The sequence below is a fragment of the Mycobacterium sp. AMU20-3851 genome (assembly GCF_043974665.1).
Classification (GTDB): domain Bacteria; phylum Actinomycetota; class Actinomycetes; order Mycobacteriales; family Mycobacteriaceae; genus Mycobacterium.
Genome location: NZ_CP146371.1, coordinates 4,114,647 through 4,128,249 on the forward strand (window position 1 = coordinate 4,114,647; position 13,603 = coordinate 4,128,249).

Sequence of the window (13,603 nt, forward strand, 5' to 3'; positions counted from 1 at the left end):
GATGATGAGCGAAGTACTCACCGCCGATCACGGCACCGTGCGGGTGATCACGATGAACCGCCCCGAGGCCCGCAATGCGCTCGGCCCGGACCTGATGCGCGCCCTGTACGCGGCGCTGCAGACCGCGGACGCCGACGACGCCGTGCGCACCGTGGTGCTCACCGGCTCGGATCCGGCGTTCTGCGCCGGCGTCGACCTCAAGGCCGCGGCCCGCGACGGCATGACGTACTTCGAGGAGTTCCGGACCCGCAGTTGCATCACCGCGGTCCGGGAAATGCGCACCCCGATCGTCGGGGCCGTCAACGGCGCGACGTTCACCGGTGGCCTGGAGATCGCGCTGGGCTGCGACTTCCTGATCGCATCGGAGCGAGCGGTCTTCGCGGACACGCATGCGCGGGTGGGCATCCTGCCCGGCGGCGGGATGACCGCTCGGCTGCCGCAGGTGGTCGGGTTGGCGATGGCGCGGCGGATGTCGATGACCGGGGAGGTGATCGACGCCGCCCGCGCGGAGCGGATCGGGCTGGTGACCGAGGTCGTCGCGCACGACCGGCTGCTGGAGCGGGCGCTGGAACTGGCCGGGCAGATCGCCGAGGTGCCGGGGCCGACGATGGCCGGCCTCAAGCAGATCTACACCGAGGGCGCGGCGGCGGTGATCGATCCGGCGCTGGCCGCCGAGCAACGCATCGCCTACGCCCAGCAACGCGACTTCGGCGGGCTGGGCGACCGGTTCCGGGCGGTGACCGAGCACAACAAGAGCCAGATCGGTGCGCGCCGAGACTGACGAACTGGCCGGGTCGACCTGGTTTTTCTATGCCCGTTCGTTCGTTTGGGCCGGAGATAGGACGCCGTGGACCACGATTGCGGTGGTCTGGTCGACCCAGCTGTCGTCGAGGTCCTGGCCGGGGGTGAGCAGCATCCGCAGCAGGGTGGCGCCGCCGATCAGTTCGATCAGGCGTTGCGGGTCGACGCCGGCGTGGACCTCGCCGCGCTGCACCGCATGCTCCAGCCGCAGCCGCACCACTTCGAACAGTCCGCTGAAGCGGCTCATCACCCGGTCGTTGAGGTCCGGGTCGGCGGCCATGTCCGCGATCACCCCGGGCAGGGCGGCCCGCACCACCGGGCTGGTGAACACGGCGCCGGCCGCGGCGATCATCTCCCGCACGTCGCCGGCGATATCGCCCTCGGGCAGCGCCAGCCCGGTCGGCGCGGTCGGGAACGCGGCCTCGTGCACCAGTTCGGCCTTACTCGACCAGCGCCGGTACAGGGCGGTCTTGGTGGTGCCCGCCCGCTCGGCGACCGCGGCCATCGTCAGATTCGAATAGCCGATCTGGACAAGCAGTTCCGCCGTCGCGGCCAGGATGGCAGCATCGATACGCGGGTCGCGGGGACGCCCGGCACCCTTGTCAACGGGTGGCAACTCTGCTTTCATAACGCTACCCACCGTATCGTAATTGGGGCCGGAAGGAACAATCGTGGCGAAGCAACCGGCGGTCGAGGACGTCAGCCGACTCCAGCATTCCAGCCGAGATACCGACGCCCTACCGGAGCTGCTCTCCGGGTGGCTCGCGGCGCAGTTACCCGAGCGGCAACCCCCGGTGGTCAGCATCGAGAGCGGGGTCGACGCCAACGGCATGTCCTCGGAGACCATCCTGCTGACCGCGCGCTGGGGCGCCGACGAGCAGCGCCTGGTGGCCCGGGTGGCGCCCACCGCCACCGATGTTCCCGTCTTCCCGTCCTATCGGCTCGACCACCAGTTCGAACTGATGCGCCTGGTCGGCGAGCTCACCGATGTCCCGGTCCCGCGGGTGCGCTGGATCGACGCCGCCGGTGCCGTGCTGGGCACCCCGTTCTTCCTGATGGACCGCGTCGACGGGGTCGTCCCCCCGGATGTCATGCCATACACGTTCGGCGGCAATTGGTTTGCCGACTCCGCACCCGAAGAGCAACGCCACCTCCAGGATGCCACCGTGGAGGTACTGGCCAAGCTGCATTCGATTCCCGATGCTGCGCAGCGCTTCTCCTTCCTCTCCGAGGTGGATCCGCCCGGCGAGACACCGTTGCGGAGGCACTTCGGCTGGCTCAAACAGTGGTACGAGTTCGCGGTGCCCGACATCGGCCGCTCACCGCTGGTGGAGCAGGCGCTGGGCTGGTTGGAGGACCACTTCCCCACCGACGCCGCAGCGGCCACCCCGGTGCTGGCCTGGGGCGACTCGCGCATCGGTAATGTGCTCTACGAGGACTTCCGCCCGGTCGCGGTGCTGGACTGGGAGATGGCCACGGTCGGTCCGCGCGAGCTCGACGTGTCGTGGATCATCTTCGCCCACATGGTGTTCCAGGAACTCGCGGGCCTGGCCGGCCTGGACGGCCTGCCCGCGGTGCTGCGGGAGGAGGACGTCCGCGCGACATATGAACGGCTCACCGGCGCGACACTGGGCGACCTGCACTGGTTCTACATCTACTCCGGGGTGATCTGGTGCTGCGTGTTCATGCGGACCACGGCGCGGCGGGTGCACTTCGGGGAGATGGAGGCCCCCGAGGATGTGGAGTCGACGTTCTACCACGCATCGCTGCTGCGGCGTCTACTTGAGGAGAACTGATGCTCGGACCGATGGATGAGTTTCCGGTACACCAGGTTCCGCAACCGATCGCGTGGCCCGGATCCTCGGACCGCAACTTCTACGACCGCAGTTACTTCAACGCCCACGACCGGACCGGGGACATCTTCGTCATCACCGGCATCGGGTACTACCCTAATCTCGGGGTGAAGGACGCCTTCTTCCTGGTATCCCGCAACAATGTGCAGACCGCGGTGCACCTGTCCGACGCCATCGACCAGGACCGGCTGAACCAGCACGTCAACGGATACCGGGTAGAGGTACAGGATCCACTGCACCGGTTGCGGATCACCCTTGAGGAGACCGACGGCATCGCCGCCGATCTCACCTGGACCGGCCTGTTCGACGTGGTACAGGAGCAGCGCCATCTGATGCGCCAGGGCAACCGGGTCACCCTGGACGCGCAGCGTTTCGCCCAGTTGGGTTCCTGGAGCGGGCATCTGGAGATCGACGGGGAGCGCATTCCCGTCGATCCGTCGACCTGGATCGGGTCGCGGGATCGGTCCTGGGGTATCCGCCCCATCGGTGAGGCCGAGCCGCCGGGACGGCCCGCCGATCCGCCGTTCGAGGGCATGTGGTGGCTATATGTGCCGATGGCGTTCGACGACTACTCCATCGTGCTGATCATCCAGGAGGCGCCCGACGGGTTCCGCTCCCTCAACGACTGCACCCGGATCTTCTCCGACGGCCGCGTCGAGCAGCTCGGCTGGCCCCGGGTGAAGATCCACTACCGGTCCGGGACCCGCATCCCCACGGGCGCCACCATCCTGGCGAGCACTGCCACGGGTACCGAATTGCGGTTCGATGTGGAATCCAAACTGGCGGTGCCGATTCACGTCGGCGGCGGGTACGGCGGGGACGCCGACTGGATCCACGGCGTGTGGAAGGGTGAGAAGTTCACCGAACGTCTCAGCTATGACATGACCGATCCGGCGATCATCGGGCGCGCCGGGTTCGGCGTCATCGACCACGTCGGGCGGGCGGTGTGCACCGAGGGTGATGCCGCCCCGGTGCAGGGTTGGGGCCTGTTCGAGCACGGCGCGCTGGGCCGGCACGACCCGTCGGGCTTCGCCGACTGGCTCACCGTCGCCCCCTGACCTTTCCCGCGCGATTTGCGCACATCCACCGGCGGTCAGCGCCGGTCAGGGTGCGCAAATCGCAAACAGGGCGGCCGCTCCCGCGACCTCGACCAGGCAATAGAACCAGTTCGGGTAGAACGACGTCCGCTCGTCGAACAGCGCGGAGATCGCGCGCCCCAACGCCATCCCGGCCAGCGCCGCACCGACGGTCAGCAGGATCCCGGTGCGCACCTGGCCCGGTGTGAGCGCCGCATAGGTCAGCACCGCGGCGACGGCCAGGCCGAATCCGCCGTAGACGCCCCGCACTTCGGCGCGCGACGCCGCGGTCTTGAGGTCATAGTCGAACGGGCGCAGCATCGTCGCCGGCGCGGCCAGCGCGTAGATCCCCATCCCGAGGAAGAACACTGCGACGACGACGATCACGGCCTGCACCACGGTAATCTCCTGATCAGTTGACGAGGAGTCGAGCATGTCGGATGGCACCGCCGCCGCGCTTCCACAAACCTGCTATCCCGCGGTGTGGCTCTGGCCGGGTCAGGTGCTGTACTCCGGACCGGCCCTCGGACTGCAACCCCACTCCGGATCGGTGTGGTGCCTGGTGGTCGGGGTGCAGGCCCCGTTGACGGTGCAGGTCGGTGAACACCGGATCGCGGCACGTACGGCGCTGATCCCGCCGCGGCTGACCCATCACCTGACCATGACCGGCCCGCTGGTGTCCTGCTATCTGGACCCGGCCTCGCAACGCTCGGCCGCCTGCCGCGAGCAGTTCCCGGACTTCCACGCCGGCATCGGGGTGGGCCATGCGGCCGAATCCGCGCTGGTCGTCCCGCCGCGCGACGATATGAGCGCGCTGCGCTGGCTCGATGCCGCCGCTCCCTCGGATGTCCGGCCGATCGACCCGCGAATCGAGCTGGCCGCCAAGCAGATCCGCGACGACCCGATGACCGCGGTGTCGGCCGCCGAGCTGGCCGCCGCGGTGGGCTTGTCCGAATCCCGGTTCCTGCACCTGTTCCGCCACGAGATCGGGTCCAGTCTGCGCCGTTACCGGTTGTGGAGCCGACTCATCCGGGCCGGCACACAGATCGCGGCCGGCGCGAACCTGACCACCGCCGCCGCCGAGGCCGGGTTCTCCAGCCCGTCGCATCTTGCCGACCGCGTCAAGACCACCTTCGGGTTGTCGGCCACCCAGCTACTCGCCACCGGTCTGACCATCCGGATGCCGTAAGCGTGCGTGAACTTCGATTGGAGCGCGGCGTGTCGGCCTCAGACCCGCACGCTCGCGGGGAGTTGGGATGCAGGGGCCTGTACCCGCCCGAACACCATGGACTCCTCGATCCGGTCGAAGCGGTGGTCCACCGCGTCGAGCGCCCAGTTGTGCCGCACGTTCCACGGCCGCTTGGTACCGGACTTGGGCAGCGCGTGCAGGGCCCGTTTGACGTAGTTGGCCTTGATGTCCCAGGCCGGCTTCTCCGCGATCACCGTCGAACCGAGGTGCGGGTACGCGTGGGTGTAGCCGTGGGAATCCATGTAGGCCAGCAGCTTTGCCACGGCCTTGGCGGTCATGTCGGCCCGCAGGGTCCATGAGGCGTTGGTGTAGCCGATGCACCACGCCATGTTCGGCACGTCCTGCAGCAGATATTCCTTGTAGACGTAGCGGTCGGTCGGGTCGACGCGCTCACCGTCGACGTGCAACTCGATGCCGCCCAGTGCCTGCAGTTGCAGCCCGGTGGCGGTGACGATGATGTCGGCGTCGATCCGCTCGCCCGATTGCAGCACGATGCCCTCGGCGTCGATGCGGTCGATGTGGTCGGTCACCACCTCGACGCGGCCGGCGCTGATGTGCTCGAACAGATCACCGTCGAGGACCAGACACATGCGTTGGTCCCACGGGTTGTAGCGCGGCTTGAAGTGGACGTCGACCGGGTAGCCGGCGGGAAGTTCCTTCTTGTTCGCCGCCCGGATCATCTTGCGTCCGATCTTCGGTGCGGCGCGGAAGAACATGTAGTACAGGTAGTGCATCCAGGCGTTGCGCAACCGGACGACCGGATGAGCGAGTTTGCGCGGCAGACTCTTTCGGATCGCGTGCATCACCGGCGGGACGGCGGGCATCGACATCATGTAGGTCGGCGAGCGCTGCAGCATGGTGACCGTGGCACCACCTTCGGCCAGGGCCGGGACCAGGCTGATCGCGGTCGCGCCGCTGCCGATCACCGCGACCCGTTTGCCGGTGTAGTCGAGATCCTCCGGCCAGAACTGCGGGTGCACGACGGTGCCGGTGAAGGATTCGATGCCGGGGAACTCCGGGGTGTAGGCCTCGTCGTAGTTGTAGTAGCCGGTGCCGAAGAACACGAACCGGCAGCGGTGGGTGCTGGCCACCCCGCCGGATTCGGCGTGCACCGTCCAGGTGTCGGTTGCGGAGTCCCAGTCCACCGAGGACACCTTGGTGTCGAAGCGGATGTGGCGGTCGATGCCGTGCCTGCGGGCGGTCGCGGTGAGGTAGTCGCGGATGTCCCCACCGTCGGCGACGAACTCCCTGCGGGTCCACTCCTGGTACGGGTAGCTGAGGGTGAAGATGTCGCTGTCGGAGCGAATACCGGGATAGCGGAACAGATCCCAGGTGCCCCCGATGCGTTGCCGGCGTTCCAGGATGGTGTAGCTCATTCCCGGGTTGCGCTGATGGATGCGGTAGGCGGCGTTGATCCCCGAGATGCCGGCCCCGATGATGAGGACATCGCTGTATTCGGGTTCAGCGCTGCGCTCGGTCTCGGCAGCGTCGTGCGGGTAGGTCATCGGACAACCTCCTTGTGGTCCTGCCCCGTACCAACCACCTTAGGTCGTCAGGTGCGCAGCGCGTCAACGATCTGGGCGAGCAGATCCACTTCGATCGGTCCGGGCTGGTAGATGCAGATCTGGTCGGAGATCCCGCCGACCCGGTCGCGGATGTGTGCGGCCACTTCGGCCGGACTGCCGCACGCGGCGATGGTGTGCAGCACGTCGTCGTCGATGAGTGCGCCCATCTCGGCCCACCGGCCCTGCTTGGAAAGCGCATTGAGCTCGGGCTGCAGGTCTCCCCAGCCGTGGATCTCCAGGACCGGCCGGTAGGGCGGTGTCGACCCGTAGAACGCCAGCAGCTGCCGGGTGGCGGCATGGTCGGCGTTGGTCTCCGAGCTGACCGAGACGATGATCTCCGGCACCACCGCAAGGTCCGCGCGGGTCCGCCCGCCGGCGGCCAATCCGTCGTCGACGGCGGCCATCGTGACCTCGTGCAGGAAACGTTTCGTCCCGAACGGCATCACCAGCAACCCATCGGCGTGCCTGGCGGTGGCCCGGGTCAGCTGCGGCCCGAGCGCCCCGACGTAGATCGGCGGCGGGCCGTACGGGTTGTCGCGCGGGGTGAACGTCGGGGTCATCAGCGTGTGCCGGTAGAACTCGCCCCGGAAGTCCAGCCGCTCGCCGGTCGACCAGGCCTGGAAAATGGCACGCAATGCGGCGACCAGTTCCACCATGCGGCCCACCGGCCGGTCGAATTCGGCGCCGAAGCGTTTCTCGATCTGGGTACGGATCTGGGTGCCCAGGCCCAAGGTGAACCGGCCCCGACTCAGGATCTGGTGGTCGATCGCCTGGTGGGCCAGATGAATCGGGTTGCGCGGGAATGCGATTGCGACGTTGGTCAGCAGATCCAGACCACCGACGGTCGATGCCAGGGTCAGCGGGGTGAACACGTCGTGTGGGCCTTCGAAGGTGAACACCCCGGTCGCACCCGCCTCGCGCAGGGCGGTGGCCCGCTCGACGGCTCCGACAGGTCCGAACAATGCGGTCATCACCTTCACAGCGCCACACACTAACGCGACTTGTGGCGCGAAAACCGGACTAATTGCGGTTAGAACTCCACAAATCGCGAGAGACTGCGAGTTGTGACCGATGTGATCGTGGTGGGGGCGGGATTCGCGGGTCTGTCCGCGGCGCGGGAATTGACCAAACGCGGCCACCAGGTGGTGGTTCTGGAGGGCCGGGACCGGGTCGGGGGCCGCTCCTACACCGCGACGGTGGCCGGCGTGCCCGTCGATCTCGGGGCGACATTCGTCGGTCCCACCCAGGACGCCGTCAACGCGCTGGCCGCGGAACTGGGCTGCGAGACAGTACCGACCTACAGCCGCGGCAAGAACCTGATCCGCTGGCACGGCCGGGTCCGGTCCTACCGCAGCACCATCCCCAAGCTGTCACTCATCGAACTGCTCGACGTGTCACGCATCCAGTGGCGGTTCGACCGGCTGTCCCGCCAAATCCCGGTGACCGAGCCGTGGACGGCGCCGGCCGCGCACCGGCTGGACCAGACCAGTCTGGAGGACTGGCTGCGGGACGCCCGCGCAAGCGCCTCGACCCGCAACCTGATGGCGATCATGGCGCGGGTGACCTGGGGGTGCGAGCCGGCCGATCTGTCCATGCTGCACGCGGTGCGCTACGTGAAGGCCGCCGGCGGGCTGGGCCGGATGCTCGATGTCGAGGGCGGCGCGCAGCAGGACCGGTTCCCGGCGGGCACCCAGCAGATCGCCCAGCGGATGGCCGCCGACCTCGGTGACCGGGTGATCACCGACGCCCCGGTGCGCCGGATCACCCGGGACGGGTCCGGCTACACCGTGGACTCGGAGCAGGGCCGGCACACGGCCGCGGCCGTCGTGCTGGCGGTGGCCCCCGCGCACCGTGCCGCCATCACGTTCGACCCGCCCCTGCCCGCCGGCTACCGGGACCTGGCCGCGCACTGGCCGCAGGGCAATCTCAGCAAGGCCTACGCCGCCTACGAGACCCCGTTCTGGCGGGCCAACGGGTGCTCGGGCGAGGCCCTGTCGGACGAGGGCCCGGTCTTCATCACCTTCGACGTCAGCCCCGACGACAACGGGCCCGGAATCCTGCTGGGGTTCGTGGACGCCCGCGACTTCGACGCCCTGGAACCGCAGGAACGTCGTGAGCGGGCGCTGGCCGGTTTCGTCACGCTGTTCGGTGACAAGGCCGCGCACCCGATCGACTACCTCGATCACTGCTGGGGCACCGAATCGTTCGCGCCGGGCGGTCCCACCGCGGCCGTCCCGCCGGGCGCGTGGGTCGCGCACGGCCGGCAGTTACGGGTGCCGGTGGACGGAATCTTCTGGGCCGGCACCGAAACAGCGGACGAGTGGACCGGGTTCCTGGACGGCGCGGTACGGTCCGGGCACCGGGTGGCAACCGAGGTAGCCGACTACCTCAGGAGCTGAGCCGCTGCGGCGCAATCGATTCGGCCAGCGCCCGCAGCTTCCGGTTCACCTGGTCCGGGCATTCCAGGATCGCGCAGTGACCGCCGGCCAGCTCGGCGAACTCGACGAGATTCGGCGCGTGCTCCGCGATGTAGCGCGCCGAGTTGATGGGCAGCAGCCGGTCCTTGCTGCTGCCGATCACCAGCGTCGGCACGGTCAGGTTGACCAACGAGATGTGCTGGCGGTCAAGGCTGTTCACCAGCACCCGGGCCCAGCCGCCGCGCCCGCTCCGGGGCGTCGAGCTGAACAGCTGGTAGACGAACTCCGACACAGATGGATCGGCATCCCGACCCACAGCCACGTACTTGACGAACCGCTTGTTGGCCACCCCGGCCGCCGTGGGCACCGGGAGGCCGCCGAAGGTCCGGATCGCGGTGCCGGCCGCGCGTACCCGCGTCGAGGACAACGGCTGAGGCACCGGGAGCACCTTGATGTTGCGCAGCAGATCGCCGGTGGTGGTGTTGATCAGGGCGACCGCATCCGCGCGCCGGTTGACCCGGTGCGGATAGCGCTGCGACCAGGACGTGATGGCGATACCGCCCATCGAATGCCCGCCGATCAGGGCCTTCTCCCCCGGGGCCAGCGTGGTCTCCAGGACGGCGTCCAGATCGGCGGCCAGATGGTTGAGGCTGTAGCGGTTGCGTCCGCGCGGCGCCTCGCTGCGGCCGTGCCCCCGGTGGTCGTAGGCGATGACGCGGTAGTCGCCGGCCAGGTCGGCGATCTGGTGGGCCCAGACTTCGATGGCACAGGTGATGCCGTGTGCCAGCACGATCGGATAACCGTTCTCGGGTCCGAAGACCCGGGCGTGCAGCCGGGTGCCGTCAGCAGATCGGACCTCGACGTCCCGGCCCGAGGGTAGCGGTGGCCGCGCCATTGTTTGCTCCAATCCTCGGCTTCGTTGCCTTGTGCCGAGCTTAACGCCCGGTGACCAGAACGGGCTTGATTGCCGTGCCGTTCTTGGCGTCCGTCCAGGCGCGGTCGAAGTCGTCGAATGCGTAGGTGCTCACCAGCTTCTGCAACGGCAGGTCCCCGCGCTCGTGGAGTTGGACCAGCTGCGGGATGAACACGTGCGGGTCGCTGTCGCCCTCGACCACGCCGCGCACCGTCAGGCCCTTTGCCATGATGAGCACCACCGGTAGCTCGGCGGTCAGCGCACCCAGCCCGAGCAGGGCCAGGGTGCCGCCGGAGGCCAGCACTCCCACCGCGGCGGCGATGACGTCCGGGCGCGCGGTGGTGTCCACTGCGGCGGCGACGCCCCCGGTCAGTTCTCCGACCGCGGCCGCGGCGTCGGTACCGACCGGGTCGATGGTGGTCGTGGCGCCCAATTCGGTTGCCAGCGAGCGACGTTCGGCGATCGGGTCGACGGCGATGATGGTTCTCGCCCCGGCGATGCGGGCGCCCATCACCGCCGACAGGCCGACCGCGCCGGCACCGAACACCACCACGCTGTCCGGCGCGCCGAGCACGTTGAGCACCGCGCCGACCCCGGTCTGCACGCTGCAGCCCAGCGGCGCGGCCAGCGCCGGATCCATCCCGTCCGGCAGCGGCACCGCGTTGCGGCTCCCGGCGATCGCGTAGGTCGCGAAGCTGGACTGCCCGAAGAATCCGCCGGTGATCGGCGCGCCGTCCAGACGCAGCGCGCTGCTCTCGTCGCGGCGGCTGCCGCGCATGTTCAGGTTCGTCGACTGATCGCAGTACGCGGGCCGGTCGGTGGCGCAGTATCCGCAGGTCCCGCAGCTGGCGAAGGTCAGGACCACCGGCTCGCCGATCCGCCTGTCGGCCTGCGGTCCGACGGCCACCACGGTGCCCGCGCCCTCGTGCCCGAACACCATCGGGACCTTGGCGAACCGGGCCGCGACGCTGATGTCGGTGTGGCATATCCCGACGGCGTCGATGCGGACCAGCACCTCGTCGGCCACCGGATCGCGCAGTTCCACATCGGTGAGCTGGGGGTCTTGTCCGGCCTCGCGGAGCACCGCGGCACGTGCCTTGATCATCGACGGATGTTAAATGGTGTGTCATGCGCGCCATTCAGATACCCCGGTTGGACGGTCCCGACGCCGCGGAGCTGGTGAACATCGACGAACCCGCCGCCGACGGTGTGGTGATCGATGTGCACGCGGCCGGGGTGGCCTTCCCCGATGCCCTGCAGACCCGTGGGCTCTACCAGTACAAGGCCCCGCTGCCGTATGTCCCGGGCGCCGAGGTCGCCGGGGTGGTGCGCAGCGCTCCGGCCGATTCCGGGTTCTCGGCCGGGGACCGGGTGGCCGGGCTGTGCATGCTGGTCGGCGGGATGGCCGAGGTGGTGGCGCTGCCCCCGGAGCGGGTGTTCGCGCTGCCGGACAACGTGTCCTTCCAGGCCGGCGCCGGAGTGCTGTTCAACGATCTGACGGTGCATTGCGCGCTGCGCACCCGCGGCCGGCTGGCCGAGGGTGAGACGGTGCTGGTGCACGGCGCGGCCGGCGGTATCGGCAGCTCGACGCTGCGGCTGGCCCCGGCGTTCGGGGCGAGCCGGGTCATCGCCGTGGTGAGCACCGAGGAGAAGGGCGAGATCGCGCGGGCGGCCGGGGCTTCGGATGTGGTGCTCGCCGACGGGTTCCGGGACGCGGTCTCCGAGCTCACCGGTGGCCGTGGCGTGGACATCGTGCTGGACCCGGTCGGTGGTGACCGGTTCACCGATTCGTTGCGTTCCCTGGCCCCGGGCGGGCGGCTGCTGGTGGTCGGCTTCACCGGCGGGGAGATCCCGACGGTGAAGGTGAACCGGTTGCTGCTCAACAACGTCGACGCGATCGGCGTCGGCTGGGGCGCCTGGTCGGGCACGCATCCGGGGTATCTGGCGCAGCAGTGGGCCGAGCTGGCCCCATTGCTGGCCTCCGGCGCGGTGAGCGCCCCCGAGCCGATCGTGTATCTGCTGGAGCAGGCCGGCGCAGCCATCGCATCGCTGGAGAACCGGACCGCCAAGGGCAAGGTCGTACTCAAGGTCCGCTGACACCCCGCAGAATCACCCAGGGATGGGCAGGATCAGCCGCGAGCCCGCACCGATGGTGTGGGTGGAGGGCAGCAGCCGGTCCGCCGACCAGACCGGTTCCCCGGTGCCGGGGTTGCGCGCGAACCGCGGGTGACAGCCCCCGGCGATCGCCACCCGGATCCGCGCGCCGGCGGCGAACCGGTGGGCGATCGGGTCGAGGTCCAGCGTCAACGGCTGCGCGTCCCCCGGCGCGCGGCCGATGTAACCGTCGCAGACGTTGCGGGACCGCCCGTCCGGTCGCACCTCGCTGATCCGCACCCACACATCGGCCCAGCCGGTATCGGCGCTGTGCGCCAATTCGATTCGCGGCACGCCGATCACCTCGAGATCGTCGGGCAGCGCCGGCCCGGTGAAGGTGACGACGTCGTCGCGGGCGGCCAGCGCGGTGTCGTCGCGGTAGCCCGACGGCGCGAACAGCAACCGTCCGCCCAGCGTCGGGGTCGGGTGCTCGGGGTCGAACACGAACCGGGCCAGTGGCTCGTCGCCGGTGACGGGTTCGTCGCCGAGTCCGGCCCGGGGCCTCAGGTACAGCACCCGCTCGGTCGCCGGGGGCGGCCAGGCGGGCAGCTCCCGCCAGCCTCCTGCGCCGGTCACACACACCCGGACCCCGGGCCGCCGGTCCCCGTCGAGCCAGCGCAACGTCTCGCGCAGCACCTGCCCGCCGCCGTCGGCGTGGGTCCACGGTCCGACCACCAGCGCGGGCCCGCGGCCGCGGTCGGCCAGTTGCCGGTACTGGTCCAAGGTCTGGGTCAGGAAGACGTCCTGCCAGCCGGTCATCAGCAGCACCGGAACGTCGACCCGCGCCAGCGCATGCCCGAGCCGGACCGGTCGCCAGTAGGGGTCGGCGATGTCGGGGGTGCGCAGCCACGGCTCGTGCCAGGGTGCGCGGTCGGCGAACATGTGGGCGCCTGCCGCGCTCAGCGGCACCATCCGCAACGGCCGGGCCAGCCGCCGCGGCATGCCCGCCATCCGCACCAGGGCGCGCAGCGACCCGCCGTCCTCCTGCCGGGCCAGCTGGAAACTCCAGGACAGGTGGTCGGCGAGGACGAAGGCGCCGGTGCTCCAACCGGATTGCGCCAGATCGTGCGGTGCCATCGCGATCACCGAGGTGCTCAGCTCCGGCGGCGGGTCGGCCAGCAGCGCCCACTGGGTGAACCCCAGGTAGGACGATCCGACGGTCGCGAACTGCCCGTCGAACCATGGCTGGGTACGCATCCAGGCCACCGTGTCCGCGGCGTCCTCGGCTTCGGAACGTCCCGGATCGAAGTCCCCTTCGGAACCGAAAGTCCCTCGGACGCTTTGTATCACGACGCGATAGCCGCGCTCGGCGTAGACGCCCGCGATCACCGCCGAGGGCAGATTGGCCCGCCCGTAGGGGGTGCGGATCAGCACCGTACCGACCACGCCGGCCACCGGCAGGTGCAGGTCGGTGCGCAGCCGGGCGCCGTCGCGCATCGGCACCGCGAGATCGCGGGTCACCCGGTAGTCGGTCCTGCGCGGCGACAGCCGCAGGCGACGGCCCAGGACGCGGGTGGCCAGCCGGACGATCGGCCCGGGTCTGGTCTCATGGATGGTCGGCATCGCCGTCCATTG

Annotated in this window: 13 protein-coding genes; 6 read left to right on the forward strand and 7 right to left on the reverse strand. The window is 69.6% G+C overall.

The annotated features are described in order from the left end of the window. The first annotated feature begins 4 nt into the window (after positions 1-4). The gene (locus tag V4U86_RS19620) at positions 5-781 is read left to right on the forward strand and encodes an enoyl-CoA hydratase (protein ID WP_395307602.1); all 777 of its coding nucleotides are present in this window, start codon (positions 5-7) and stop codon (positions 779-781) included. Positions 782-808: 27 nt separating this feature from the next. On the opposite strand, the gene V4U86_RS19625 is transcribed toward V4U86_RS19620, so the two are convergent. Further along, on the reverse strand, positions 809-1,429 hold the full coding sequence (locus tag V4U86_RS19625; protein ID WP_395307603.1) for a TetR/AcrR family transcriptional regulator: 621 nt from the start codon (positions 1,427-1,429) through the stop codon (positions 809-811). Positions 1,430-1,472: 43 nt separating this feature from the next. On the opposite strand from V4U86_RS19625, the gene V4U86_RS19630 reads away from it, so the two are divergent. Next, positions 1,473-2,597, forward strand: a complete 1,125-nt coding sequence (locus tag V4U86_RS19630; protein ID WP_395307604.1) for a phosphotransferase family protein — start codon at positions 1,473-1,475, stop codon at positions 2,595-2,597. Beyond that, on the forward strand, positions 2,597-3,712 hold the full coding sequence (locus V4U86_RS19635; protein ID WP_395307605.1) for a hypothetical protein: 1,116 nt from the start codon (positions 2,597-2,599) through the stop codon (positions 3,710-3,712). The genes V4U86_RS19630 and V4U86_RS19635 overlap by 1 nt, the downstream gene beginning before the upstream one ends. Before the next feature lie 45 nt (positions 3,713-3,757). Here the strand turns inward: V4U86_RS19635 and V4U86_RS19640 are convergent, their stop codons facing one another. Continuing rightward, positions 3,758-4,165, reverse strand: a complete 408-nt coding sequence (locus V4U86_RS19640) for a DUF4345 domain-containing protein (protein WP_395307606.1) — start codon at positions 4,163-4,165, stop codon at positions 3,758-3,760. On the opposite strand from V4U86_RS19640, the gene V4U86_RS19645 reads away from it, so the two are divergent. Then, positions 4,164-4,919: a helix-turn-helix domain-containing protein gene (locus tag V4U86_RS19645; protein WP_395307607.1), complete on the forward strand. Its 756-nt coding sequence runs from the start codon at positions 4,164-4,166 to the stop codon at positions 4,917-4,919. The genes V4U86_RS19640 and V4U86_RS19645 overlap by 2 nt on opposite strands. Positions 4,920-4,957: 38 nt before the next feature. Here the strand turns inward: V4U86_RS19645 and V4U86_RS19650 are convergent, their stop codons facing one another. After that, on the reverse strand, positions 4,958-6,484 hold the full coding sequence (locus V4U86_RS19650) for a flavin-containing monooxygenase (RefSeq protein WP_395307608.1): 1,527 nt from the start codon (positions 6,482-6,484) through the stop codon (positions 4,958-4,960). A 47-nt stretch (positions 6,485-6,531) separates the two neighbouring features. Next, positions 6,532-7,515 (reverse strand): TIGR03617 family F420-dependent LLM class oxidoreductase, encoded by a 984-nt coding sequence (locus V4U86_RS19655; RefSeq protein ID WP_395307609.1) that lies wholly within the window; start codon positions 7,513-7,515, stop codon positions 6,532-6,534. A gap of 93 nt (positions 7,516-7,608) precedes the next feature. Between V4U86_RS19655 and V4U86_RS19660 the strand changes: the two genes are divergently transcribed. Beyond that, complete coding sequence (locus tag V4U86_RS19660; protein WP_395307610.1) at positions 7,609-8,943, forward strand: flavin monoamine oxidase family protein; 1,335 nt, start codon at positions 7,609-7,611, stop codon at positions 8,941-8,943. Here V4U86_RS19660 and V4U86_RS19665 read toward each other — a convergent pair. Both V4U86_RS19665 and V4U86_RS19670 read right to left on the reverse strand, forming a co-directional pair. Further along, positions 8,933-9,856: an alpha/beta fold hydrolase gene (locus V4U86_RS19665; RefSeq protein ID WP_395307611.1), complete on the reverse strand. Its 924-nt coding sequence runs from the start codon at positions 9,854-9,856 to the stop codon at positions 8,933-8,935. The two genes, V4U86_RS19660 and V4U86_RS19665, sit on opposite strands and share 11 nt — an antisense overlap. A gap of 40 nt (positions 9,857-9,896) precedes the next feature. Continuing rightward, entirely contained in the window at positions 9,897-10,976 is a 1,080-nt protein-coding gene (locus V4U86_RS19670; RefSeq protein WP_395312122.1) for an NAD(P)-dependent alcohol dehydrogenase, read from the reverse strand. A 26-nt stretch (positions 10,977-11,002) separates the two neighbouring features. On the opposite strand from V4U86_RS19670, the gene V4U86_RS19675 reads away from it, so the two are divergent. Beyond that, on the forward strand, positions 11,003-11,971 hold the full coding sequence (locus tag V4U86_RS19675) for an NADPH:quinone oxidoreductase family protein (protein WP_395307612.1): 969 nt from the start codon (positions 11,003-11,005) through the stop codon (positions 11,969-11,971). A 12-nt stretch (positions 11,972-11,983) separates the two neighbouring features. On the opposite strand, the gene V4U86_RS19680 is transcribed toward V4U86_RS19675, so the two are convergent. Further along, positions 11,984-13,591: a CocE/NonD family hydrolase gene (locus tag V4U86_RS19680; protein WP_395307613.1), complete on the reverse strand. Its 1,608-nt coding sequence runs from the start codon at positions 13,589-13,591 to the stop codon at positions 11,984-11,986. Between the last annotated feature and the right edge of the window lie 12 nt (positions 13,592-13,603).